At 60.1% G+C, this 23,597-nt stretch carries 15 protein-coding genes and 1 pseudogene; 7 read left to right on the top strand and 9 right to left on the bottom strand.

Annotated features, from left to right (window positions below; translation table 11 throughout):
• Positions 1-39 precede the first annotated feature (39 nt).
• From IVB32_RS17895 to IVB32_RS17885, 3 genes and pseudogenes are all read right to left on the bottom strand, one after another.
• Positions 40-1,230, bottom strand: a complete 1,191-nt coding sequence (locus tag IVB32_RS17895; protein ID WP_247410864.1) for an adenylate/guanylate cyclase domain-containing protein — start codon at positions 1,228-1,230, stop codon at positions 40-42.
• Between the two features lie 448 nt (positions 1,231-1,678).
• Complete coding sequence (locus tag IVB32_RS17890) at positions 1,679-1,984, bottom strand: pilus assembly protein N-terminal domain-containing protein (RefSeq protein ID WP_247369515.1); 306 nt, start codon at positions 1,982-1,984, stop codon at positions 1,679-1,681.
• Positions 1,985-2,559: 575 nt separating this feature from the next.
• Positions 2,560-3,607: pseudogene (locus IVB32_RS17885) on the bottom strand (IS110 family transposase).
• 156 nt (positions 3,608-3,763) lie between these two features.
• Here IVB32_RS17885 and IVB32_RS17880 point away from each other — a divergent pair.
• Positions 3,764-5,203: an IS1182 family transposase gene (locus IVB32_RS17880; protein ID WP_247410861.1), complete on the top strand. Its 1,440-nt coding sequence runs from the start codon at positions 3,764-3,766 to the stop codon at positions 5,201-5,203.
• A gap of 248 nt (positions 5,204-5,451) precedes the next feature.
• On the opposite strand, the gene IVB32_RS17875 is transcribed toward IVB32_RS17880, so the two are convergent.
• Positions 5,452-6,282 (bottom strand): helix-turn-helix domain-containing protein, encoded by an 831-nt coding sequence (locus IVB32_RS17875; RefSeq protein WP_247369510.1) that lies wholly within the window; start codon positions 6,280-6,282, stop codon positions 5,452-5,454.
• A 233-nt stretch (positions 6,283-6,515) separates the two neighbouring features.
• On the opposite strand from IVB32_RS17875, the gene modA reads away from it, so the two are divergent.
• The 3 genes from modA (at position 6,516) to IVB32_RS17860 (ending at position 9,697) form a co-directional block, all read left to right on the top strand.
• Positions 6,516-7,292, top strand: a complete 777-nt coding sequence (modA, locus tag IVB32_RS17870) for a molybdate ABC transporter substrate-binding protein (protein WP_247369508.1) — start codon at positions 6,516-6,518, stop codon at positions 7,290-7,292.
• A gap of 67 nt (positions 7,293-7,359) precedes the next feature.
• Positions 7,360-8,322, top strand: a complete 963-nt coding sequence (locus IVB32_RS17865) for an SAM-dependent methyltransferase (RefSeq protein WP_247395181.1) — start codon at positions 7,360-7,362, stop codon at positions 8,320-8,322.
• 289 nt (positions 8,323-8,611) lie between these two features.
• Positions 8,612-9,697: an IS110 family transposase gene (locus IVB32_RS17860; RefSeq protein WP_247410858.1), complete on the top strand. Its 1,086-nt coding sequence runs from the start codon at positions 8,612-8,614 to the stop codon at positions 9,695-9,697.
• A gap of 765 nt (positions 9,698-10,462) precedes the next feature.
• Here IVB32_RS17860 and IVB32_RS17855 read toward each other — a convergent pair.
• Complete coding sequence (locus tag IVB32_RS17855) at positions 10,463-11,662, bottom strand: IS91 family transposase (protein ID WP_247369504.1); 1,200 nt, start codon at positions 11,660-11,662, stop codon at positions 10,463-10,465.
• A 13-nt stretch (positions 11,663-11,675) separates the two neighbouring features.
• On the bottom strand, positions 11,676-12,551 hold the full coding sequence (locus IVB32_RS17850; protein ID WP_247369502.1) for a site-specific integrase: 876 nt from the start codon (positions 12,549-12,551) through the stop codon (positions 11,676-11,678).
• Positions 12,552-13,282: 731 nt separating this feature from the next.
• On the opposite strand from IVB32_RS17850, the gene IVB32_RS17845 reads away from it, so the two are divergent.
• Positions 13,283-16,615 carry an adenylate/guanylate cyclase domain-containing protein gene (locus tag IVB32_RS17845; protein WP_247410856.1) on the top strand — a complete coding sequence of 1,111 codons (3,333 nt, stop codon included), beginning with the start codon at positions 13,283-13,285 and terminating at the stop codon, positions 16,613-16,615.
• A 359-nt stretch (positions 16,616-16,974) separates the two neighbouring features.
• Here IVB32_RS17845 and IVB32_RS17840 read toward each other — a convergent pair whose 3' ends face one another.
• Positions 16,975-17,883 carry a LysR substrate-binding domain-containing protein gene (locus IVB32_RS17840; protein WP_247410854.1) on the bottom strand — a complete coding sequence of 303 codons (909 nt, stop codon included), beginning with the start codon at positions 17,881-17,883 and terminating at the stop codon, positions 16,975-16,977.
• Positions 17,884-17,990: 107 nt separating this feature from the next.
• Here IVB32_RS17840 and IVB32_RS17835 point away from each other — a divergent pair, with 107 nt between their 5' ends.
• Positions 17,991-19,367, top strand: coding sequence for an FAD-binding oxidoreductase (locus tag IVB32_RS17835; protein WP_247410852.1), 1,377 nt, complete (start codon positions 17,991-17,993; stop codon positions 19,365-19,367).
• 497 nt (positions 19,368-19,864) lie between these two features.
• Here the strand turns inward: IVB32_RS17835 and cysK are convergent, their stop codons facing one another.
• Both cysK and IVB32_RS17825 read right to left on the bottom strand, forming a co-directional pair.
• Positions 19,865-20,914, bottom strand: a complete 1,050-nt coding sequence (cysK, locus tag IVB32_RS17830; protein ID WP_247369492.1) for a cysteine synthase A — start codon at positions 20,912-20,914, stop codon at positions 19,865-19,867.
• Between the two features lie 666 nt (positions 20,915-21,580).
• Positions 21,581-22,606 carry an IS110 family transposase gene (locus IVB32_RS17825; RefSeq protein ID WP_247369490.1) on the bottom strand — a complete coding sequence of 342 codons (1,026 nt, stop codon included), beginning with the start codon at positions 22,604-22,606 and terminating at the stop codon, positions 21,581-21,583.
• Between the two features lie 214 nt (positions 22,607-22,820).
• Here IVB32_RS17825 and IVB32_RS17820 point away from each other — a divergent pair.
• On the top strand, positions 22,821-23,597 hold a 777-nt coding region (locus IVB32_RS17820), incomplete at its 3' end, for an IS110 family transposase (RefSeq protein WP_247410849.1).

The following is a 23,597-nucleotide window of genomic DNA, read 5'->3' as shown; positions in this document are numbered from 1 at the left end:
CCGAAACCTCCGTCCAAGCCGGAGGCTTCTTTCGCACGTTCATTCGAATTCTGAAGCAAGGGTATCGGCTTCGCGCTTACGGTTGGCCAGAGCCAGCACCGCAATAAGCTTATCCAAGCGGGTCTCGGCGGTATCCTCGCGTCGAAAGCCGGCCGCCTGCTCGAGCTGGGTGATGCTGGGATAGAGCGCACTGTGCTGATGGTGCGGCGAGCAGAAATAACGCAACCGCGTGTGCGGCTCCTCGCCCAACTGCTCCAGTAGGGTTTGTGCGATGCGCGACTTGCCGATGCCCGGCTCACCCACGATTAGGACGACGGAACCGTCGCCGGCCTTGGCCCGCTCCCAGCGGCGGGTCAACAATGCGATCTCTTCCTCGCGACCGATCAACGGCGTGCTGGCGGCGCGTAGGGCCTCGAACCGACTGCTGACCAGGCTCGCGGCCACGACCCGCCAGACACGCACCGGATAGTGAATTCCCGCGATCGGCAATGTGCCCAGATCGCAATAATCAAACAGCCCGCCAAGCAGGCGGCGCGTGCTGTCTGCGATGACCACCGTATTCGGTTCGGCAAGCCCTTGAAGCCTTGCGGCAAGATTAGGGGTCTCGCCAACAACCGATTGTTCCCGGGCAGCTCCCTCCCCGAGCAGGTCACCGACGACTACGAGGCCCGTGGCGATACCGACACGCACCCGCAACGTGGTCGCGTGGCCCGCCTCGAGCTTGGCCACCGCTTCGATCAAGGCGAGGCCAGCGCGCACCGCTTGTTCGGCGTCCTCCTCTTGGGCCTGCGGATATCCGAAATAGGCCAGCACGCCGTCACCTAGATACTTGGCAACAAAGCCGCCGGACCTGGTGATCACCTCGGCGCAACGACGGTGATAGGAGCCGATGATGTCGCGCAGTTCTTCCGGATCGAGCCGCGCAGACAATGCCGTGGAACCGATGAGGTCGACGAACATGACCGTTAGCTGGCGGCGTTCGGCTTCGGGAGCCTTGCCGACGGAGCGATCGGGCTCGACCGAATGTTGGGCCGGGTCGCGAAAAGAGTCGGCTCGCAAGGTGGCGATCGCATCGAAGAGAATACGGCGATGGCCAACCGCCGTCACGCCGAGGTCTCTGAGGTCCTCGGCGGTCAGCTTGGACAGGATTGCCTCATCGATCGCGTTTTCCCGGAATGCCTGCTCGTAGCGTTCCAGGCCGAGGCTGCGCAGCCACGCACTGATATTCATGGCGTTCACACGCACACTTGGCCGCACTCATCACTGGCGATGGCCGCAGTCACGTCGGTCGCAACGCGCCCCGTCGATCGAGCCGCTCGCGGACCAGCCGCTGCACCAGAATGAGATAACCAGTTTACCCCACCCCATGGGGCGAAACACGCCCTTTTTGGCTCGTGAATCGCTGGAACCCGCGGACCAACCCCGTCGCGAGCCCGTGAGGACTCCCCAGAAATCGCGACACTCACCTTCACGATCCCACCGACGCTTCTCGCGCTCGCCGACGGGGTGAACGGGTGAGAAGTCTACTTCCGTTGTCGGCCCATCGGCGAAGTAGCAGCGCACTTCGTTGAGGTCCGCTCATTGGGGCACGGCGGACTAGATTTGCTCAGGTTGAGTTCTTCGCATTTTGACCCTGAACGGACATTCAGATCGAGGAAGCCAGACTCTGGTAATTGGTTTAGATCGTGCCCGGCTCGCGAACGATGACTTTCACGTTGGCAATAGCGACACTATTTTCGTCTACGAAGATGAGGTTCGTGGCTCCGGTATCTCGCGGCGTGAGAACGACCGAGCGGCTATTCAGCGTACGAAGATCAACGACATTCGGATCTCCGATCAGTACAGTTTTGAACGGCCTCTCAAGCAGCAGCGTTGACCCTGAACCGAGATTGAGAGTGACGGTCTGATCGCCGGCCCTCGCAGCGGGTATCGCAGCAATGAGAAGGTTCAATCCAAGGGCGCAAGCTCGAAGTATAGCGGCCATCGCAAATGCTCCGATGATCTCAATTGCCCAAGTTAACAGTCAGCTGGGTAGCATCAAGCCCATCGACCGAATGTAAAGTGGTTCACAACCCGCAAAATTCCCCTTTCTGGAGGACAAAGCAACCCACCTCCGTTCAAGTTCTCGATCAGCACCAATGCGGCGCAAGACATTGGCATCATTGTCCGACCAAGCTTGGTCGCAAGCGCCGACGAGGTGATTGAATAATTGCTACACTAGGTCCGGTGTTGGCCCATCGCGTAGGTTGGCGCAGTACTGCGACATGTCCGGTGCTGGGGGTGGACCTGAAGAGCCGGATTCAGGCGCAGACCAACGCGATTGACCCTGGCTGTTCTCTAATTCCGGGAGTGAGGTCAAGCTCTCCTTGAACATCCTTGCCGGGTCCATGGTTCTCTCCGCGGTAGGGGCGTGCCCTCCGCATGATGGCGTAAGATGACGTTAGCGGATCAATGTGTGAAGCGCGCTTTGCCCTTTCGAGCACCGCAAAGCCAGGGGCGATCTCACCAACGCCAGCGTCCCGGCAGGGACGTTCGCTCCCGCTGTTCGGCGGGAACTCGTTATCCTTTATGCAGGCTGATCAGCAGCATCCCTTGATGACCATTTAATTCGGTACCATCGATCCACATCCGATGCAGAATGACAGCAAGTTTTCGGGCAACCGCAACCTTGGCTTTGCGTAGGCCGCTTCGTTTCGCAAGCCGAATACCCCACGCTTTGAGTGCTGACCATTTTGCTACGCGTGTCAGCAGCACATTGGCCGCCTCGTAGAGGTAACTTCGCAGCATCTTATCGCCGCATTTCGAGATTCGGCCCGTCCAGTCAATCTCCCCGGATGCGTATCGGCGAGTCGTTAGCCCTGCGTAGGCTCCGACGCTTCGTGACCTCTTGAAGCGAGCGGGGTCATCGATCGTCGCAAGGAAGCAAAGGGCCGTGACCGGGCCGACGCCAGGAGCCGTCATGAACCGTCGCACCTGAGCATTGTTGCGAGCCAGCCGCAGCACCTTGCGGTCAAGGTCCGCAATCTGTTGCTCGACGGCCTCGCGTGCCTTTAGCAATGGATCGACAGCGGCAAAAAGCTCTGACCGTTCCTCGGCCAACTGCGCGGCGCGCACAGCAAACACATTCATCTTTGCTCGTCCGATGACGAGCCCAAGGTTCTTGAGGAGCCCCCGGATTTGATTTTCGATATCCCGCTTGATCTTGACGAGCAGAGCTCGACTGACAAGAAGGGCTTTGGTCGCATGACTGTCGAGATCCTTGACGCAAACCTCCTTGTACCAACCACATTGCATGATGCGCGCAATGCCAGCAGCGTCATTTCGGTCGCTTTTGTTGATCTGCATCTTCAGAACCGCCTTCGCATGCCTGGCGTCAATGCAGATAACGGGTAACCCGATCTTATTCAGCTCGGTCCACAGCCATGTCGACGTTGCTCCGGTCTCAAGTCCAATCCGAACGACGTGTGACGTGTGCAATTTGATGTACGTCGCGATCGCCTCCGGGTCAGACGTAACCACCCCTTCGCGCTCGACCTTTCCTTGTCCGATCGACGATGCAGATCGAAGTCAGTTTCAGTGACACGTCTAATCCGGCATAGTGCTCCATTGCCTCTCTCCATCATTGCAAGGCCCTGGGGTGGGCCTCGTCGAGTCCTGGAGAGCTGATTCCCAGAGCCTGAGTATGGCTCCGAGCCCGGAATTACCCCATGTGTGAAAACGCCGTGCCTGCTATGATTCCCGCACTGAATCGGCGGGGGCTGGCATGGCTCGTTTTGTTCAAGGAGCTGATCGCGGGCAATCTACTTTGTTGCCGGAATGCCTGGACGACTGGGTTGCAGATGACAATCCGGTTCGCGTGATCGACGCCTTCGTTGCAGCCCTCGATCTGGCTGAACTTGGGTTCGGTGGCGTTGAGCCTGCCGGCACAGGTAGGCCGTCGTATCATCCGGCCGCGCTCTTAGGGCTCTACATTTACGGTTATCTCAACTGTGTCCATTCGAGCCGCCGGCTTGAGCGTGAAGCTGGCCGCAACGTCGAAGTGATGTGGCTGCTCGCCAGGCTTGCGCCCGATCACAAAACGATTGCCGATTTCCGCAAGGACAATGGTCCCGGCATCAAAAAGGTCTGCGCGCGCTTCGTCGAGGTGTGCCGCAAGATGGGCTTGCTCGCGACAACCAGCGTTGCGATCGACGGCAGCAAATTCAAAGCAGTCAATAATCGCGATAAGAACTTCACGCGCGGCAAAGTCGAGCGGCGGCGCACGCAATTGGAGGAGAGTGTTGCGCGCTATCTCGCTCAGCTCGATACCGCCGACCGGCAGGAGCCGTCGGAAACACTGGAGTTAAAAAAGACGCGGATCAAAGAACGGCTCAAAAATCTGACCGTTGAAATGGCGAAACTCGCAGCGATTGAAAAACAGGTTCTGGCGTCGCCCGATCAGCAGATATCGTTCACTGATCCCGACAGCCGTTCGATGGCCACGAGCGGCCGTGGTTCTGGCGTCGTCGGCTACAACGTGCAGACGGCGGTTGATACAGAAAACCATCTGATCGTCGCGCACGAGGTGACAACAAGCGGCTCAGACCGGTCGCAACTTGCAAACATAGCCCGGCAAGCCAAAGCCGTTCTTGAGGCCGACACGCTCGATGTTGTCGCCGATCGCGGCTACTTCAAGGGTGAAGAAATCGTGACGTGCGAGCAATCTGGCATCACGGTGACTTTGCCCAAGCCGATGACATCGGGTGCGAAGGCTTCAGGACGCTTCGGCAAACAGGACTTTGCTTATCTGCCAAATGAGGATGTTTATCGCTGCCCTGCCGGTGAGAAACTCAAATATTATTATACCAACGACGAAGACGGCCAGAAGCTGCGCAACTATTGGACGAACGCCTGCAAAACCTGTCCACTCAAATCGAAGTGCACGCCGAGCCCACAACGCCGTATCAAGCGATGGGTGCACGAGGACGTTCTCGAACGCGCTCAGGCGCGGCTCGACAAGAATCCAAACGCCATGCGCACACGCCGCGAGACCGTCGAGCATCCGTTCGGCACACTGAAGATGCGCATGGGCGCGACGCACTTCTTGTGCGTGACGCTGCCGAAAGTTGCGACCGAGATGGCGCTGTGCGTGCTCGGCTACAATCTGACACGCGTGCTGAACATCGTCGGGATGAAACCGCTGCTGGCGGCGGTGAGGGCGTGATACGGGCGTTGCCGCGCGCCGTTGCGGTTCATGGGGCGCGTAAAAGAGCCCCGACATTGCCTCAGGATGAGTTCTGGTCGAGCGGCCGTAAAACTTGCCCAAATTGATCGGACCGCGATAGCCTGAATTCGACCGCGCCGGTCCGCGTCATGCAACAGCGTTTTTACACGACCAAGACCCATTGCCGACATGCCTCCCATAACTCTAGGCGTTGCCATTGGTGAAGCCGGCTTCCCTTTGTCGCAAAGCTAACGGCGCGGCGGTCGCAGGGTGGCCGCATTGCTGAGTTCAAATTCAACCGCCGTGGCGTGCCTGAGAAGGCAAGCTACGATCTCCTCGGTGCGTTCGGGCGAGCGCCGTCGCGGTGTTGGCGTTATGGTAAGAGCGCCACGAGCTATGCCAAAAGAAGACCGGATCATCACGGATACGGGGCTTGCGCCAGGAATGAGGGATATTGCGCGTTCTGCAAAGCCCTTCGATCGGGCCACCGCAACCTCCTGCAAGATCGCTTCCGTCGATAGGCCGTAACGAGAGAAACGCGATCGGTTTTTGGCGAGCACTTCGCGCGCCGCGTCGGTTTGCATGCTGGATAGGATCGCAATTCCGGCGTTGGAAACGCCAAGGGGGCGGCGTTCACCGACATCCCAAGCGAGGGCCTGGATAGGGTAGGTTCCGAGCTGCCTTGCGACGCAGACCGTCTCAAGTCCCACCCAGCGTGTGAAAAAGCCGGTGTCACCAAGTTCACGGACGGCAGCCCGCAGATGAGGACTAACGATATCGAGTAGGGGATCCCGTATTCGCCGCGAAAGCGCCAGCAGTGGTATCTGCTCGCCAATCAGATATCGTTGAGAGCCTTGTCGCCTCTCAACGATGCCTTCCGCAATCAAGACGCTCAGTATGCGATGTGTCGTTGGGCGAGTTAGTTCCGCCTGTTTCGCAATTTCGGTGAGTCCTAGGCCAGCCTCGCGGGCAGTTGCCAGGATCCGCAACACAGCCACTGCTCTCTGAATGCTTTGCGTTCCGCCCGGCAAATCGACGGATGCGGCGCCGGCGGTATGGCGAGAGCCACGAGCTGTCATGGGATGCGCCTTGAAGAAACGATATTGCTCCCCGGTGAGGTGCCAACCTTACCGTGGCACAGCTCCCCGCAAGTGTCCACGATGTGGAAATTCTCTGCGCTTTTCCATTGCGTCGCGGCGCGTTGCGGCAAACTCTGCGCGAGGAACCCGGGGCGACGTAGGCTTACGTGCTAATCATTAGATGGTCGCCTATCTCGCCGAAAGCGAAACAAGACGTCCAAGGGAGAAATGCCATGAACCGGCGCAACTTACTAAGTGTCTCTGCGGGAGTTGCAATTGGGCTGGTATCGCTCGGCGTCACTGTGGGAGCTGCCGCCAAAGCCGCCGAGGTCAAGCTTCTATCTGCCTCTGCATTGCATCCCGCAATTGATGCCCTCATACCGGATTTTGAGAAATCCTCGGGGCACAAGGTAACGGTCGACTACGGAACCGCTGGTGCTGTTGCGGACCGCGTCCAAAAGGGTGAGGCTGCCGACATCATCTTGAGTTCGGTCCAAACGGTCGACCGGCTTGAAGCGCAGGGCAGAATCGTGGCCGGGAACCGCATCGTTATCGCGAAGGTCGGTGTTGGCGCGTTTGTGCGCAAGGGTGCCGCGAAGCCCGATATAAGTTCGGCCGACGCCTTTAAACGCACGATGCTGGTCGCAAGAGCGATCGCTTATCCCGATCCGGCCGGAGGAGGTGCCAGTGGCATCTACGTGGCCAACTTGCTCGAACGAATGGGGATTGCTGGGGAGATGAAGGCCAAGACAAGACTGTCAACGCTTGGAACACTGTATGCGAGCGTGGCCAGCGGGGAAGTCGAGATCGGCTTCAATCAAGTAAGCGAAATCTTGGCTCAACCAACCGTCGAACTTATTGCCCCGTTGCCCCCAGATATACAGAATTACACCCAGTTCGCCCCAGGCATCATTACAGGTAGCAGTCAGGCTGACGCCGCACAAGCGCTGGTCGCATTCCTGTCCATGCCCGCCAGCCGGACCGTTCTGAAGGCAAAGGGTTTCGAATAGCGTCGTGCAGCGTGGAAAGATGCACCTCGGTTGGTGATCCACGGCGGTGGCTTGTCTCCGTTGACAAATGATGAAGGCCCTGCCGGGCGGCGCTCTTGACGAGGTGGACATCAAGAGTCCCTTATCGAGGGTGCTGAATTTGAGCAGCAACGATGCCATGAGCCGTGCACCCTTTTCGGGACAGATCATTATGCGCGATGGACAAGCTAGTCAGACCGCTCGGGGTGCGGCTGCTTATCGTGCCATTCATCAAAAGCTAGAAGGCGGAGCGATCTTCAAAGATCCATTAGCGTCGAGGATAATAGACCAAGAGACAGCCGCTGCCTTAGACGAGATCGCTGCAAACGACTCGCTACGGCCCTGGCGTTTATTTATCGCAGCGCGCAGCCGGTTTTCCGAGGACACGATGGGCGATTGCATCGCATGCGGCGTACGACAGGTCGTAGTGCTGGGGGCAGGCCTCGATACCTTCTCGCTGCGAAATCCCTATGCTCATCTCGGCGTTCGCACTTTCGAGGTCGACTACCCTTCGACACAAATGTGGAAACGCGATCAGATAAGGACCGCAGGTCTCGCGGAGCCGCCGTCGCTTGCTTTCGCACCGGTAGATTTTGAACGAGAAAGCCTCGCGGAGGGGTTAGTAAAAGCGGGGTTCAAACTGAACGAGCAGGCGTTTTTTCAATGGCTTGGCGTAGTGCCTTATCTGACTAAAGATGCGGTCTCCTCCACATTGAAGTTTATTTCCGAGGTGCCGCAGGCAGCCGTGGCTTTCGACTACGTCGAACCATTCCAGAATTATCCTGCTGAGCGCCGCGCCAGCGTCATGGCAACTGCCGCAAGGGCAGCGTCGCGGGGCGAACCCTGGCTCAGCTTTTTTGATCCAATCGAACTGCTGCAACTGCTGCAAGGCGAGCGCTTTAATGTGATAGAAGATCTAGGACTTCCCGAAATAGCCGAGCGGTACTACGGCGTCCTGAGGCGAGATATCGTGTTCGGACCTGGTCCTCACATTGTGCGGGCGCATCGATAGTCCATTGCCAAAGCCAAGCTGGAACACCGTTCGGGCGAATTTCGACTTCCGGTTCTGTGAAGGTTTTCGGATGCCGGCCCCATGAGGGTGTCGCCGCGCGCACGGGGCCGGCGTCCGCAAACCTCCAAGGGAGATGCTATGCAGCAGACGGCGGCGGTGAGGAAGGTAAGGATATGGTATTCATCGGCGCTGATGTGAACCGATGGAGCACCCCATGCAGAAGTTGAACGACCTGAGCCGATCCCTCACGTCCCTCAAACCGAACGGCACGCTGATCGCCGTGATCGAGATGAGCCTGTCGAGCTGGCTCGTTGCGGGGATTGTGCCTGGCGTCGAACGCCAGCCGTCGAAGAAGCTTGAGGTCGACGAGAACGCCTTGCTGAAACTGCTCAATCGCTGGCGAGAAGAGGCGCAGAAGAAAGGATACGGAATCGAACGCATCGCGGTCGCTTTCGAGGCCGGCCGTGACGGTTTCTGGCTGGCCCGATGGCTCAGGGCGCGCGGCATCGAGGCGCATGTCATTCACGCATCGAGCGTAGCGGTATCGCGCGAGCACCGGCGCGCCAAGACCGATCGTCTCGACACCGAACTGCTCAAACGCAGCTTTCTCGGCTGGTTGCGTGGCGAGCGTGATCACTGCAAGATGGTCGCGATCCCGACAATCAAGGACGAAGATGCCAAGCGCCCCAACCGTGAGCGCGAGAGCCTCATCGGAGAACAAAGTCGGATCGTCAACCGAATGAAAGCGGCGTTGATCCGGCTCGGCATCCGCGGCTTCAATCCCAAGCTGAAGAAAGCTTCCGAACGCCTTGACGGCTTGCGCTCCCCCGAGGGCGAGCCGATCCCGCCCAACACCCTGGCTGAGCTGCGTCGCGACATGGCGCGCCGGCGGCTCGTCGGCGATCAGATACGGCAGATCGAGGACGCTCGCCTGGAGCGTCTCACGCAAGCGCCCAGTGATGGACCACACGCAATGGTGCGGCTGTTGGCGCGGGTGATCGGGGTTGGTGTCGAGACCGCCGACATGCTGGTGCAGGAGGTACTGTCGCGAAGCATGCGCGACCGACGGGCTGTAGCGCGTTATTCCGGCCTCACCGGCTCGCCCGACGAGAGCGGCAGAAAACGCCGGGAGAAAGGGCTGACCCGTTCCGGCAATGCTCGAGTGAGACGGGGCATGATCGAATTGGCGTGGCGATTTCTCAGGTTCCAGAAGGACAGCGTCTTGGCGCAGTGGTTTCGAAGCCGTACCGAGAACGCCCGCGGGGCGCGCAAGACCATGATCGTGGCCTTGGCGCGCAAGCTACTGATCGCCCTGTGGCGGCTCGTGCGGGAGGGCGTAGTGCCGGACGGCGTCGTTCTGCGGCCGGCATCATAAACACGGAGGTCACTGAAGAAGACCCAACAGTTTCGGCCTTGTCCGTCCGCTGGTGACGGTATCGCCGATGACGGTTCGAGGTGGCGGGGTCCCGACGCGTTTCCTTGGCTTCAATGCCGAAAGGGAGAATGGGTCCGCCGCTTCGGAGCTTCGCTGCCGATGCGCATGACTGCATCATGGTTCGGGTCCTTGGACCCACCGGATACAAGGTTGTGGCGCGATTGATCGCGCCCGCAAGCGGGCTCCCCTCCGATCGTCATCCCGATCGCACCAACCGTGCCGTCGTGCTCGAAGCTGTCAAGGTGTGGCCTGGCAACGGTGGAGCCTGTCGTAAGATTCGCGCGACGGCCAACCTTGACAGCTTCTGCGCGCGCCAGCGCAAGCGAAGTGCGGGTCGGGACGAAGAAACGGCTCTCAGATCGAACAAAGAAACTGACGAAGGAAAAAAGATGCGCCGACCTATCGCCTCTTGAAATGCCGCCTCCTTGACAAAAGCCCATACAAGGAAACCGCGGGAGTGGGCACGTAGGTGGCGCGGCGTGGGCTATGGGGATTTGAGTGCCGCGGCTGAGGTGTGTGATTGGAGCTGAGCCGGTTCAGCAAGTTCGCCTGCGGTAAAGCGGCTCATGAATGAGCGGCGAGTCGGGTGGAACGTCGTGAACTGCCGAACGATTTGGGGCGGCAGCTTTATGTCTTGGCGCGCTTTTCCGTGGCCGGTGGAGAGCCGGCGAGTACGACAAGCAGATTTGCCGGATAGAGACGCGGTCATGAGGTGTCGACCCTGATCACGATCGTTGGAGCTGTCGGCCGATACCGCGGCGTGGCACCGCGCTCGAAGACCTCAATGAGGACCATGCGACCGCCGCAGCATGGACAACTCGGCTTGGTTTGACCGGCGGCGGCAGCGGTGGGCTGGCCGTCAGGGATTGCAACGGCGAGCAGCTCACGCGCGCGTGCGATATTGTCGGCGCGCGTGCCACTGGCGAGTAGCCCATAGTGGCGGATGCGGTGGAAGCCTTGCGGCAGCACGTGGATCAGGAATCTGCGGATGAACTCGGCGGTGGCCAGTGTCATGACCTTCCGGCGGTCGCGACCTTCGGCGCGATAATCCTTCCATCGAAAGGTGACGCTGTGCCCGTCGACCGCAATCAGCCTGCTGTTGGCGATGGCGACGCGGTGGGTATAGCGCGACAGATAGGCCAGCACGGCCTGTGGTCCGCCGAACGGGCGCTTGGCATAGACGACCCATTCGGATCGTCGTAGCGGCGCCAGATACGCCGCGAACGCCTGCGGGTCGGCGAGAACGGCATGATCCCCAAAGAACTTCAGATGGCTGGCTTTGTGGGCCACGATCAGCTTCTCCAGGAACAGCCGCCGGAACAGGCGCGAGAGCACGCGCACTGGCAGGAAGAAGCCGGGCCGGCACGCCACCCAACGCTCGCCGTCGAGCGAGATGCCGCCGCCCGGCACGATCATGTGGACGTGCGGGTGATGGGTCATGGCCGAGCCCCAGGTATGGAGAACCGAGGTGATGCCGATCCGGGCGCCCAGATGCTTCGGATCGGCGGCGATCGTCAGCATCGTCTCGGCCGAAGCCTTGAACAGCAGGCCATAGACCACAGCCTTGTTCTGGTAGGCGATATCGGCGATGGCCGCCGGCAGCGTGAACACCACGTGATAGTACGGCACCGGCAACAGATCGGCTTCGCGCGCGGCCAGCCAGTTCTTTGCCGCGGCACCTTGGCACTTCGGGCAATGCCGGTTGCGGCAGGAGTTGTACGAGATCTGGCTATGGGCGCAGTCCTCGCAGCGCGCGACATGGCCGCCGAGAGCTGCCGTGCGGCAGTTCTCGATCGCCGACATCACCTTCAACTGGCTGAGGCTGACATGGCCGGCATTGGCCCGGCGCCATGCCGGGCCGTGGCCGCGGAAGATGTCCGCGACCTCCAGCGATGGACGCGACACGAGGAGCCTCGCGTCAGGCGGGCGGCTCAGCCCTCTCGACCTTGCGGGCGATATGCTCCAGCGGGCTTATGACTTGTTGGATCGTCTTGGTGGCGACGCGGGTATAGAGTGCCGTGCTATCGAGCTTGGCGTGACCGAGCAGCACCTGGATCACCCTGATGTCGATGTTCTGCTCAAGCAGATGGGTGGCGAAGCTGTGCCGCAAGGTGTGCAGCGAGACGCGCTTGTCGATCTCGGCTGTTTGGGCTGCGGCATGACAGGCGCGATTGAGCTGGCGCGTCGTCATCGGCTGCACGCGGTCGCGCCCCGGGAACAGCCAGCCCTGCGGTCGCGCAGCCTTCCACCAGGCACGCAGCAGTTCAAGCAGATGTGGAGACAGCATCACGTAGCGGTCTTTACGTCCTTTGCCTTGTTCGACGCGGATGACCATGCGCTTGCTGTCGATGTCGCCAATCTTGAGTGAGATCACCTCGGCGGCGCGCAGACCCGCGCCATAAGCCACGCTCAGAGCCGCCTTGTACTTGAGGCCCGGCGCGGCATCGAGCAGCCGCGCCACTTCCTCCGCGCTGAGCACGACCGGCAGCTTGCGGGGCTCGTGGAGGAACGTCGTGTGCTCGATGATGTCGGAACGCCTCAGTGTGACCCTGAAGAAGAACCGCAATGCAGCCACGGTGTGGTTGAGTATCGGGATGTGCACGCCGTTCGCCGCCAGATGCAGCTGAAAGCGCCGGACGTCCTCAAAGCTCGCCGTGTCGGGCGACCGGCCGAGGAACGCAGCAAAATCCCTGATGGTGCGGATGTAGCCTTGTTGGGTCTTTGGCGCTAACTTGCGGATCGTCATGTCTTCGATCATGCGCCGGCGTAACGGGCTCATGGCCTGGTCGGTCATGGGGATGCTCCTGTCTTGAGTGAGGTTGTCGAAACCCCTCGATCTCAAGACAGGACGCCCCGTTGCGCTATCCCATTGGCCCCGACGCCCGCCGCAGTGCCCTACCGCGCGAGCGGTTTAGTCCTTTGGCCCATCGCTTCCGTTGGCGTGCTGCAGCTTTATTTCGGCTCACAGGGGTAGACCGGAAGTTTGCATCCGAGCGCCAAACCGACGCGAATGACCCAAAGAGACATTCGACGAAGAAAGACTGTGGGCGTTCGCCGACATCCTGAAGCCTCACGCCTTCAATGACGATCGGCTATAAGGCGATCGTGTTCGAAGCTCACTGACAAAACAGAGAATCAATGATTGTTAACAAGCGGCGTTCCCGAGTGTGCAGAGCAGCATACAACGGAACAGCGTCATCAATTTAGGGTGATTTTTTGGGGTAGGTCGGAACTACTCTGTGGCGCATTTTATGGGTCGAGCGTCGCCTTCTGGCCTCTTCTGAGACATGCCGCCGGCTAGGTAAAATGTCCGCGTTCATCGGCAAAGCCGACAACGTGGTGCTCGCACCGAGCTCTTCTCTGTTCGACCCGATTTGTCATTTCGGCCCCTGATGGCTCCATTGGTAGATTGAATGCCGGCCATTCTGGGCGGTAAACTGGCCGCGCGTATTTGCGAGATTGACACGCCAACTGTCGCCCCGGTCCCGAAGCCGGGTCGGGGCAAACAATCCGCGCGAGGCCGCCATGCAGCAAGTTGCGGACTGGCTTAAAAAGCTCGGCATGTCCGAGTACGCCGAACGCTTTGCCGAAAACGGTGTCGACCTCAGCGTGCTCCGCGATTTGACGGATCAGGATCTTAAGGATCTCGGGGTCTTGCTCGGCCATCGCCGCAAGATGCTACGTGCGGTAGCCGAACTGGATGGCGTCGACAACGGAACACCCAAGCCTACTGCTGCAACTCTTCAGCCGAACGATACCGCCGAGTTCCGCCAAGTCACAGTGATGTTCTCGGACCTTGTGGGTTCGACGGCGCTCTCCGCCCGCATGGACGCGGAGGACCTGCGCGAGGTGATTTCGGCGTATCAGGACTGCGTCGCCGAAACTGTGAGCCGCTTCGGCGGGTTCGTGGCGAAGTACATGGGGGACGGCGTGCTGATCTACTTCGGCTACCCGCAGGCTCACGAAGATGACGCAGAGCGAGCGGTACGCGCGGGGCTGGAGTTGGTGAGTGCCGTAAGTAATCAAAAGACCCGGGCGGTACTGCAGACGCGGGTCGGCATTGCCACCGGGCTAGTAGTGGTCGGCGACCTGATCGGGTCGGGCTCTGCTCAGGAGCAGGCAATCGTTGGCGAGACGCCGAACCATGCGGCACGCTTGCAGGGCATTGCAGAACCGAACACGGTCGTTATTGCGGAAAATACCCGCAAGCTGCTCGGCAATCTATTCGAGCTTGAGGACCTCGGAGTAAAGGATCTGAAGGGCATACCGGTGCCTGCCAATGCCTGGGCGGCACTGCGACCGGCTTCAGTCGAAAGCCGCTTCGAGGCTTTTCACGCGACCGGGCTGACGGAACTTATCGGGCGGGAAGAAGAACTCGAACTGCTGCTACGGCGCTGGTCGAAGACAAAAGCCGGCGAAGGCCAAGTCGTGTTGCTTTCGGGCGAGCCCGGCATTGGCAAATCGCGGCTCACGGCTGCGCTTTTGGACCGCCTTGCCGGCGAGCCGCACACGCGCCTGCGCTATTTCTGTTCTCCACAGCATACCGACAGCGCGCTCTATCCCTTCATCCACCAGATGGAACGTGCCGCCGGACTCGCGTACGACGACTCCCCGCAAGCGAAGCTCGACAAACTCGACGCACTGCTCGCGCAGACTTCGACGTCAGCCCAGGACGCGGCACTCTTTGCCGAGATGCTGTCGCTCGCGAACGATGACCGCTATCCGGTGATCGAGCTGACACCGCAGCAACGCCGGCAACGAACGCTGGAAGCACTCGCCGCCCAACTAGAGACGCTAGTGCGAGCGAATCCGGTGCTAATGATCTTCGAGGATGTGCACTGGATCGACCCGACGAGTCTGGAAGTGCTTGGTCGGGTGGTGGACCAGATTCCGACTTTGCGCGTGTTGCTGAGCGTGACGTTTCGGCCGGAATTCAATCCACCCTGGATCGGCCGGTCTTACGTGACCGCCCTCACCATCAATCGGCTAGGTCAGCGCGACATCGATGCCATAATCGAGCATCTTGTCGGCAACAAGGGTCTGCCGGCAAGCATCCGGCAGGATATCGTCGAGCGCACCGACGGCATTCCCCTTTTCGTGGAGGAAATGACCAAGGCTGTGATCGAGTCGGAGGGCGAGGGCGAAGCGCGGCGGACAGCCAGCGCGGTTCCGCCCCCGGCGCTGGCGGTCCCCGCAAGCCTGCACGCGTCGCTTATGGCGCGGCTCGACCGGCTCGGCGCGGCCAAGGAAGTGGCGCAGGTCGGGGCGGCGATCGGGCGCCAGTTCTCCTACGCCCTGCTGGCTTCGGTGGTGCGCCAGCGCGAACCAGAGCTGGGATCGGCGTTGGACCGTCTCATTGCGGCTGGCTTGCTGTTCCGGCAGGGCGCGCCGCCGCGTGCGACCTACCTGTTCAAGCATGCCCTGGTGCAGGACACGGCTTATGGCACTCTTCTACGGAGTCAACGCCAGGAGTTGCATGCCCGTATCGCCAAGGTGCTCGAACAAGAATTCCAGGAGACGATTGGGGCGCAGCCAGAGACTTTAGCTCATCACTACTCGCAGGCAGGCCTGGTCGATCTCGCGATCGAGTTTTGGAGACGCGCCGGAGCGCGCAGCGCAGACCGATCTGCTCATCACGAGGCGGTCGGTCATTTCGGATGCGCGCTCGATTTAGTGGGAAAGCTGCCGCCGAGCCATCAGCGCGATGAGCGTGAGCTGGGTCTGATGCTTGCTCTCGCGGTATCCCTGATCGCGGTCCACGGCTTTGGGTCGATACGTTTGGAGGAGTGTGCTGTTCGGGCCAAGGAACTTTCGGACAAACTCGACGAGTCGCAGAGTCGCTTCGCGGCGCAACGGATCGCATGGAATTCCAGCCTGATGCGCCAGCCGCTTCCGAGGACGGCGGCTTTGGCAAGAGACTTGGTCGGCTTGGCAGAAGAAGACGGGAATCCGGCAAAACTCGCCGTGGCGCATCGGGCATCAGGCTACTCGCTACTTATTGCAGGCGAATTCCGAGAGGCCGCCGAAATGCTTGCTCAGGGAGCGACTATCGCCGACACAATTCCGGAGGGCGAATTCGCGATTTATGGCGAGCATCCAAGTATGGTTTGCCGAGCCTATGGCGGGCAGGTAAAAATCTTGATGGGTTTCCCCGAATCCGGGATGAGGCTGATTGAGGCGGCCGTAGCGCATGCGCGCCAGCAAAATAACGCGCACAGCCTTGCCTGGGCGCTCGGCGTTGCCGCGCACGTTTCTCAGTCACAGCACGAGCCTGCGGCAACGGCCCGCTTCGCATCGGAAGCCATTGAGACGGCGCGCGAGCACCGCATGCCCCAATGGCTGGCTCTCGGTGAGCGATGCAAAGGCTGGGCAATTCATCAGCTCGGCGATTTCGAGGGCGGCCTGAATCTCCTGCGACAGGGCGTGAGGCGATGGTACGAAACCGGAGCCGTCCTGCACACTACCCACGCCGAGATCTGCTTGGCGGAGAGTTTTCTCGTGCAAGGTCACGCCGTGGCGGCGCGGTCCTATTTGTCAGCCGCGCGAGCGCATTGCGCGAGTTTTGGCGAAAACTATCTCGCGGCGGAAATGGATCGGCTGGACGCTTTGTTGCTTCAGTGCGAGGGCGCACCTACTGACATGGTAGAAGGATGCCTGGCCAAGGCCATAGAAATGGCCCGCCAGCAGGAAGCTAGACTTTTTGAGCTCCGTTCCGCCACAGCGTTAGCCCGGGTAATAGCCGAACACCATGAACGGAAGGCACGCGATATTCTCGCGCCAATTTACAATTGGTTCACCGAGGGGTTAGGTACTTCGGACCTGAAAGACGCAAAGGCGCTCCTCGATCGGTTGAAGTGATGCAGTTTGTTCAGCTCCTCGCCGGCTCACATTTGTTCCTCCGCATCTGCGCATCGCCGGTCCACGCTGGCGCCGCCACGACTCCGCGCCAATGTGGGTCATCCTGGCTACCCCGGGTCCAACGCACAACCGGGCTCTCGCGCACCGCACTTGCTCTCGCTCGCACCGTTTCATTCAGTGCGGGTCGGTGCATTCAAACACCGATCCAAACTCGCAATGACTGCTTATGAACCCGGAAGCGAAGTCGGCGCACGCCTTATCGAGTCCGCTTAGCCGGGCACAGCGGACGAGATTTGCCCACGCTGAGTTCTTCGCATTCTGACGCCGAGCAAACATTTCGAAGGCGCAGAAGAAGCGGATTAAGCATTTGACTGCAACCACTCTGAGAAGGTTCGGATGGTCTTCGCGCGCGGATGGCTTGGCCTACTGACCACATGGAAACTATAGCCAGACAAGCTCAACTTGAACGCTTTCACGAGCGTACTGGCGGCGAGTTCGTGTGCGACGAGCACATCACTGAAAATCCCGACTCCCTGCCCCGCGATCACCGCCTCGATGGCGTGCAGTTCCTCCCGGAAACTCAAGTGCTGCATATCCTTGAATTGGGGCACTTCGCGCCACCTGCGCTGGGCCACGGCAAACCATCTCTGCCATGTGGGCGGCTCACGATCGGCCGGCGACCAATAGGAGTGAATCAGAACGTGGTTTGCGAGGTCGACTGGTCTCTTCAGGCGTCCCGTTGAAAGCAAACGCGGATTGCAGACGGGCCAGAATGTATCGCTGAAGAGATCATTGACGATCCCGTCCGTCGGCAGTACTCGGCTAGTCGCATAACGAATGGCGACATCGCCATCGCCGGCGTGCAGATCGAGCACGGTGTCCGTGCCGATGACTTCCAGCGGCACATCGGGATGCAACTTCCGCCACGCGGGCAGGCGGGGCACGAGCCAGCGGCTGGCGAAAGCATTCGTTGTCGTCACCCGAAGAGGCTGTTGGTCGGTATCCCGCCTGACGGCCGCGATTGCGGCGGCAAACACCTCAAGGCCGCCGCGAATGGCGGGAAACAGCCGCGCTCCGGCATCGGTGAGCGAAAGAGGTCGCGGTCTGCGGCGAAACAGAGCGCGGCCACAATACTGCTCAAGCAACACGATTTGATGGCTGATCGCGGTTGGCGTCACGCCGAGTTCTGCCGCGGCCTTCTTGAAGCTCAGATGGCGGGCGGCAGCTTCAAAAGCGCGGAGCTCGATCAGGGGCGGCAGCTTGTGCATGCGGCTAGTCTAGATGAAACCAATTCATCTTCACCTGAATTCTTCGGGTTTGCTCCGAGAGGGCCGCCGATTGAAGATATAGCCGGTTGAATTGAGGAGGCCGTGTCATGTCGTCCATCACATCTGTCGCGAGCGCCGCCGCCGACCTTAGCGCCTCCTTCGGAGGACAACTGCTCAAGCCAACGGACGAGGGCTACGAGGAGGCGAGAAAGGTCCACAACGGGTTGGTCGACAAACGGCCGGCGTTGATTGCCAGATGCCGCAGTGTGGCCGACGTCGTGGACGCCGTCGCTCTTGTGATCAAGCTCGGCCTCGAGGTCGCGGTTCGTGGCGGCGGCCATAACGTCGCGGGACGCGCGACCATCGACGGCGGGATAATGATCGACCTGTCCCCAATGAGGGGCGTCCATGTCGATGCTGTCGGCAAAACCGTACGCGCGCAGGGCGGGGCGACTTGGGGCGATGTCAATCGCGAGACGCAACTTCACGGCCTCGCGGTCACCGGAGGTGTGGTCTCGACCACGGGTATCGCCGGATTGACCCTCGGCGGAGGACTCGGCTGGCTGATGGGCAAGTACGGCCTGGCATTGGATAATTTGCGCGCTGTCGAACTCGTCACCGCCGATGGCAAGGTCTTGCAGGTCAGCAAGCAAGAGGAACCCGATCTGTTCTGGGCCATCCGCGGCGGCGGCGGAAACTTCGGGATTGCCACCAGTCTCGAATACGACCTTCATGCAGTAGGGCCAATCATTACCGGCGGCCCCATCGTCTACTCTATCGATCGCTCCCGTGACGTGCTCGAATTCTTCCGGGCCAGCACGCGATCGCTACCGGACGAGCACACGCTGTTCGCAACCCTGACGCATGCGCCCGACGGGTCCGGCGCAGAGGTAGCTGCCTTGGTCACCAGCCATTGCGGTCCGGCAGCGGAAGCCGAACGAGCCGTGCAGCCGCTGAAACAATTCGGGGCTCCGATCTTGGACGCAATCGGGCCGATGCCCTATTGCCAGCTCAACAGCATGCTCGATGCCAACTACCCCAGAGGCGCCCTCAACTATTGGAAGTCCAATTTCCTCAGTGAGCTGAGTGATGGTGCGATTGCGACCATGATCGAATGTTTCGCGCGCTGCCCGACACCCATGGGGCAGCTGCTTCTCGAGCACATCCACGGCGCGGCGGCCCGTGTCGATGCAAGGGATACGGCGTTTCCGCATCGGCAAGAAGGCTACAACTTCCTGGTGCTCGCGCAATGGATGCAGCCGGACGATACGAGGCAATGCATCTCCTGGGCACGCGAAACCTACGAAGGCATGCGACCCTTCTTCTCCTCCGGTCGGTATGTCAACTATCTCGACGATGACGAGGTGGGCGATCCCGTCGCTGCCGCATATGGACCGAACTACCGGCGTCTGCAGCAGATCAAGGCTAAGTATGATCCGAACAATTTCTTCCGCATGAATCAGAACATCCGGCCGCTGGCCTGATCCAGGTGAGGGCATTTCGTCCCTCTCATCTTGGTTCAGGATGTCAGTGCAAGGCCGCTACGCTGCGGCCCGGTTCTATAGTTGGTCTGGCGTGCTGATCCCGAAGGAGGGCTCGAAAATGGCTGTCGTGTGCCGACCCGCTCGCATGGACGACTTAAAGCGAGCCGACGAGATCGTGGTCGCCAGCATCAATGAACTCACTGAACGGCGGGGTTTCGGAAAGATGGCATCCTCTCACCCTCCGAAATTTCAAGGTTTCTCGCTAAGGGACGATACCGAAGGTCTAGCGCCGTGTCATGATAGCAATCTGTGCGAGAAAAGCACGAAACGTCTGCGTTTGGCCCATTTAAGACGTCCTACGATCTCCGCCATTCAGTCGCGATCAGCAGTACACCGGACATGTCGCAGACACCGTACTACCGCGGCTTTTGATCCAACCAAGTCATGCGGTGATGTCCACTTTCAGCTGATTCAGTGCAGGATTGCGTCCCGAACAACTATGGCTTGAACTGAGCAGTCGGCGTGGAGCGCGATATCTTGAGCTCTTCCTCGTTCATGTCGGCAGAGACATCCGCGAAGAGTGGCGTGCTAAGATAACGTTCACCGGTGTCAGGCAGCATGCAAAGAATATTTGCGCCCTTCTCTGCTTGGGCTGCGACCTTCAGCGCACCCGCCATGGTTGCGCCCGAGGTGATGCCGACAAAGATGCCTTCCTTGGTCGCAAGCTCCTTGCTGCATCGAATAGCATCGGGGCCGGGAATCGGCAGAATCTGATTGATGACCTTCATCATAACGGCGTCCCCGGTCAGCTTCGGAATGAAATCAGGTGTCCAGCCCTGCATTGGATGCGGCTTGAAATCCGGATGTGGCGCCGCCGGCGTGCCATCCGGGTTCCGCTGCTGCTCGATACCGCTGCCCAAGAGCTGCGCTTCTTCGGGCTCGCAGACGATGATCTTGGTTTCGGGGCGCTCCTTAGCGAGCACCCGCGCAACACCCTTCAGTGTGCCGCCGGTTCCGTAACCGGTGACCCAATAGTCCAGTCGTTCTCCTGCGAAATCGTCCAGAATCTCGAGCGCCGTGGTTTTGGAGTGGAAGTCGGGATTGGCTTCGTTCTCGAATTGCCGCGTCATGAACCAGCCGTGCGTTTTGGCAAGCTCGATCGTTTTGTTGATCATTCCAACGGCCCGATCGGCCGCAGGCGTCACGACGACCTTCGCACCCAGAAATCGCATGAGCTTGCGGCGCTCGATACTGAAGGGCTCGGCCATTGTGACCACCAGCGGGTACCCCTTGGCGGCGCAAACCATCGCAAGTCCGATTCCCGTGTTGCCGCTGGTCGCCTCGATGACGGTTTGACCAGGTTTCAGCTCCCCGGATTTCTCTGCGGCTTCGATCACGCCCAGAGCCAGCCGATCCTTGACCGAGCCGAGCGGATTGAAGGCCTCAACCTTCACGAACAAATTGACTCCCGTGGGAGCGAGACGATTGATCCGCACGACGGGTGTATGGCCGACCGTCTCAAGGATGGTTTGATATCTGTGGCCCATGCTACCTCCTGTGTCGTACTTATTCTGGGAAAAGCAAACTGGCGCGGGTTAACCGGCAAAGCATACCCGAACTGAATTTTCCGGCAATCGGGCAGAGCTTGCATACGGCTTCTTTCGCGGACATCAGGCCGGGCCGGCATCGATTGGGTCGACGGAAATGACCTGAAACGGCTCGTCACGAGACGACTCAGGCGCCTTTGGCGAAATGCAATACCAAGGCGGCACACATTGGCATTCCCGCCTGACGGGCGCGATTCATGTGTATGGGGGCGATTCTCGACCCCACGCATAGAAGCGAGTGGGATCCGGAAACCCTCCTGAAGGACGGTTCGATCTTGAGCGCGCCCGCCGCTTTGAAGAGGCGAACCAAGTTTTTTCAAACAAAAATGGGCGCCACGACGGATAGCCGATTGGCCGCTTTTGATGCTGTTGTTGTCTAATCGCTGCTGAGGCGTCAAGCATATAATTTCGTTCAGGGGACACTGCCGGGTGCATGGTTGTCTTCGCGGTCGGCATTAGCCGCCGCATGAGGGAGCTTCGCAGGACGAGCCTTCAATGTGGACGACGCACTTTGCTGAGTCAGCAGTGCAACAGCATCAGCGGAATGGCTCGGCTCACGTCTCGGCAGGGACACCTTGGGCGTTCGGGTTCTGAACGCGATCGGGCTTATGCGGTGGCTCCGGCATTCGGATTGAAGAGTTCGCCAGTCTTAAGCATCGTATGCATTATAACCGCCAGTTTGCGCGCCACGGCCACGGCAGCTCTTTTGAAGCCAATCCTCTCCCGGAGCTTCAGACCCCACGTGCGCAGAGTGCTGTCGGTTGAGCTGCGCGTCAGAATGACCGCAGCCGCTTCGTACAGAAGCCCTCGCAAATGGTGGTCGCCCCGTCGGGATATATGGCCGTCATAATCGACTTCTCCGGATTGGTAGCGGCGCGTTGTCAGGCCGATCCAGGCGCCAACAGATCGGGATTTCCTGAAGTTGTCCGGCCTCTCAATGGCTGTTGTGAAGGCGGTTGCGGTGATCGCACCGATGCCGGGAATGGACATAAGGATGCGGCAAGCCTCACTCTGGCGCGCGTCCTGGACCAACTGGCGTCCGAGTTCGGCGGCGCGGATGCGAATGCCACGCCAGGCTTCCAGCATCGGAAGCACGATCGATGCAAGTCCGTCCTGATCGGCAAGAAGGCTCCGGACGTTCTTCTCGAAGGTGCTTCCCTTTCCGGCAGAAACGACCAGACCGAAGGTTTTCATGACGCCGCGGATCTGGTTGGAAAGCTCGGTAGTGATTCGGACCAGCCGCGTCCGCGCTGCGGCAAGCGTGCGGGTCAGCATGCTGTCGAATCCCTTCACACGCACCTCACGAAAGAAGCCGACTTCCGCGAGTTGCGCCAGGCCATCGGCGTCGTTTGCGTCCGTCTTATTCGCCGCCATATCGAGCGCCGCTTTAGCATGGCGCGCATCGATGCAGATCGCCGGCAAGCCTTCGGCGCGCAGAGAATGATAGAACCACACCGACAGCGGTCCGGTCTCGAATACGACGCGTTTCACGGATGGCGCCCGCTTGCGGATGAGCTCGGCTATGATTCTGGGATCAGATGCGCACTTGCCGCGCCAGATCCGTTCACCTGCTCGGCGGATCGAGACTGACGTCTCTTTCATCGACACGTCGAGACCGATATATTCTTCCATGGCTGTTCTCCATTCGATGCTTGGGCCCGGCGTCCGGTCGTGAGCCCGTATTTCCATCCTATCGGGGAACAGCCACCAGCTTCCATTGTCGGTTGACCCGGCTTGAGGGGCGACTCGCTCCCGCGATTACCCCATGTGGACGGCTCCTCCACGGGCACGAGAGTGCCAAACAATGGGCGCCGTTTAAGGCTCCCACGATTCGGAGGAGCAGCCTATGCAGTCAATTTCAACGATTGGTCTGGATATCGCGAAGTCGGTCTTTCAAGTGCATGGGGTTGATACAGCCGGCCAGGTGATCATACGCCGTCAGCTCAAGCGCCGTTTCGTGCTGTCCTTCTTTGAGAAGTTGCCGCCGTGCCTAGTCGGGATTGAGGCTTGCGCTTCATCGCACCATTGGTCCCGCGAGCTGCAGGCGTTGGGGCATACGGTGCGACTGATGCCACCGGCCTATGTGAAGCCCTACGTCAAGCGGCAGAAGAACGACAGCACCGACGCGGAGGCTATCTGCGAGGCGGTCACAAGGCCCAACATGCGGTTCGTGCCGACCAAGACGATCGAGCAACAGAGCTGTCTGATGCTTCATCGCGTGCGCCATCTCTTCATTCGCCAGCAGACTGCCCTCATCAACTCGATCCGCGCATATCTGGCTGAGTTCGGGATTGTTGCCCCCGTCGGGCGCAGGGGTGTGGAACAGCTGTTGGAAGTCGTCGCCGATCCAGCCGACCGCCGGGTCCCGGAGGTGGCCCGCGCGTGTCTTGCGGCTCTCGGCGGTCAGTTGCGGGGACTGAAGGCTCAGATCCTGGAGTTCGATAAGGGCATTATGGCCTGGCATCGATCAAACGCGACGAGCAAGCGACTGGATGCGATCCCTGGCGTCGGTCCAGCACTGGCAACGGCGCTAGTCGCAAGCGTTGCCGATGCCAAGACCTTCCGATCGGGGCGGGACTTCTCGGCTTGGGTCGGGCTCGTGCCGAAGCAGAACTCGAGTGGG

The organism is Bradyrhizobium sp. 23, assembly GCF_023073295.1.
Classification (GTDB): Bacteria; Pseudomonadota; Alphaproteobacteria; order Rhizobiales; family Xanthobacteraceae; genus Bradyrhizobium; species Bradyrhizobium canariense_D.
Note: the sequence above shows the minus strand (reverse complement) of the source record. Positions and strands in the feature narration are given on the sequence as shown.

Excerpts from the sequence above, each read along its gene's own strand:
- IVB32_RS17895 (WP_247410864.1), bottom strand. The coding sequence starts at position 1,230 with ATGAATATCAGTGCGTGGCTGCGCAGCCTCGGCCTGGAACGCTACGAG.
- IVB32_RS17890 (WP_247369515.1), bottom strand. The coding sequence starts at position 1,984 with ATGGCCGCTATACTTCGAGCTTGCGCCCTTGGATTGAACCTTCTCATT.
- IVB32_RS17880 (WP_247410861.1), top strand. The coding sequence starts at position 3,764 with ATGGCTCGTTTTGTTCAAGGAGCTGATCGCGGGCAATCTACTTTGTTG.
- IVB32_RS17875 (WP_247369510.1), bottom strand. The coding sequence starts at position 6,282 with ATGACAGCTCGTGGCTCTCGCCATACCGCCGGCGCCGCATCCGTCGAT.
- modA (WP_247369508.1), top strand. The coding sequence starts at position 6,516 with ATGAACCGGCGCAACTTACTAAGTGTCTCTGCGGGAGTTGCAATTGGG.
- IVB32_RS17865 (WP_247395181.1), top strand. The coding sequence starts at position 7,360 with ATGATGAAGGCCCTGCCGGGCGGCGCTCTTGACGAGGTGGACATCAAG.
- IVB32_RS17860 (WP_247410858.1), top strand. The coding sequence starts at position 8,612 with ATGAGCCTGTCGAGCTGGCTCGTTGCGGGGATTGTGCCTGGCGTCGAA.
- IVB32_RS17850 (WP_247369502.1), bottom strand. The coding sequence starts at position 12,551 with ATGACCGACCAGGCCATGAGCCCGTTACGCCGGCGCATGATCGAAGAC.
- IVB32_RS17845 (WP_247410856.1), top strand. The coding sequence starts at position 13,283 with ATGCAGCAAGTTGCGGACTGGCTTAAAAAGCTCGGCATGTCCGAGTAC.
- IVB32_RS17840 (WP_247410854.1), bottom strand. The coding sequence starts at position 17,883 with ATGCACAAGCTGCCGCCCCTGATCGAGCTCCGCGCTTTTGAAGCTGCC.
- IVB32_RS17835 (WP_247410852.1), top strand. The coding sequence starts at position 17,991 with ATGTCGTCCATCACATCTGTCGCGAGCGCCGCCGCCGACCTTAGCGCC.
- cysK (WP_247369492.1), bottom strand. The coding sequence starts at position 20,914 with ATGGGCCACAGATATCAAACCATCCTTGAGACGGTCGGCCATACACCC.
- IVB32_RS17825 (WP_247369490.1), bottom strand. The coding sequence starts at position 22,606 with ATGGAAGAATATATCGGTCTCGACGTGTCGATGAAAGAGACGTCAGTC.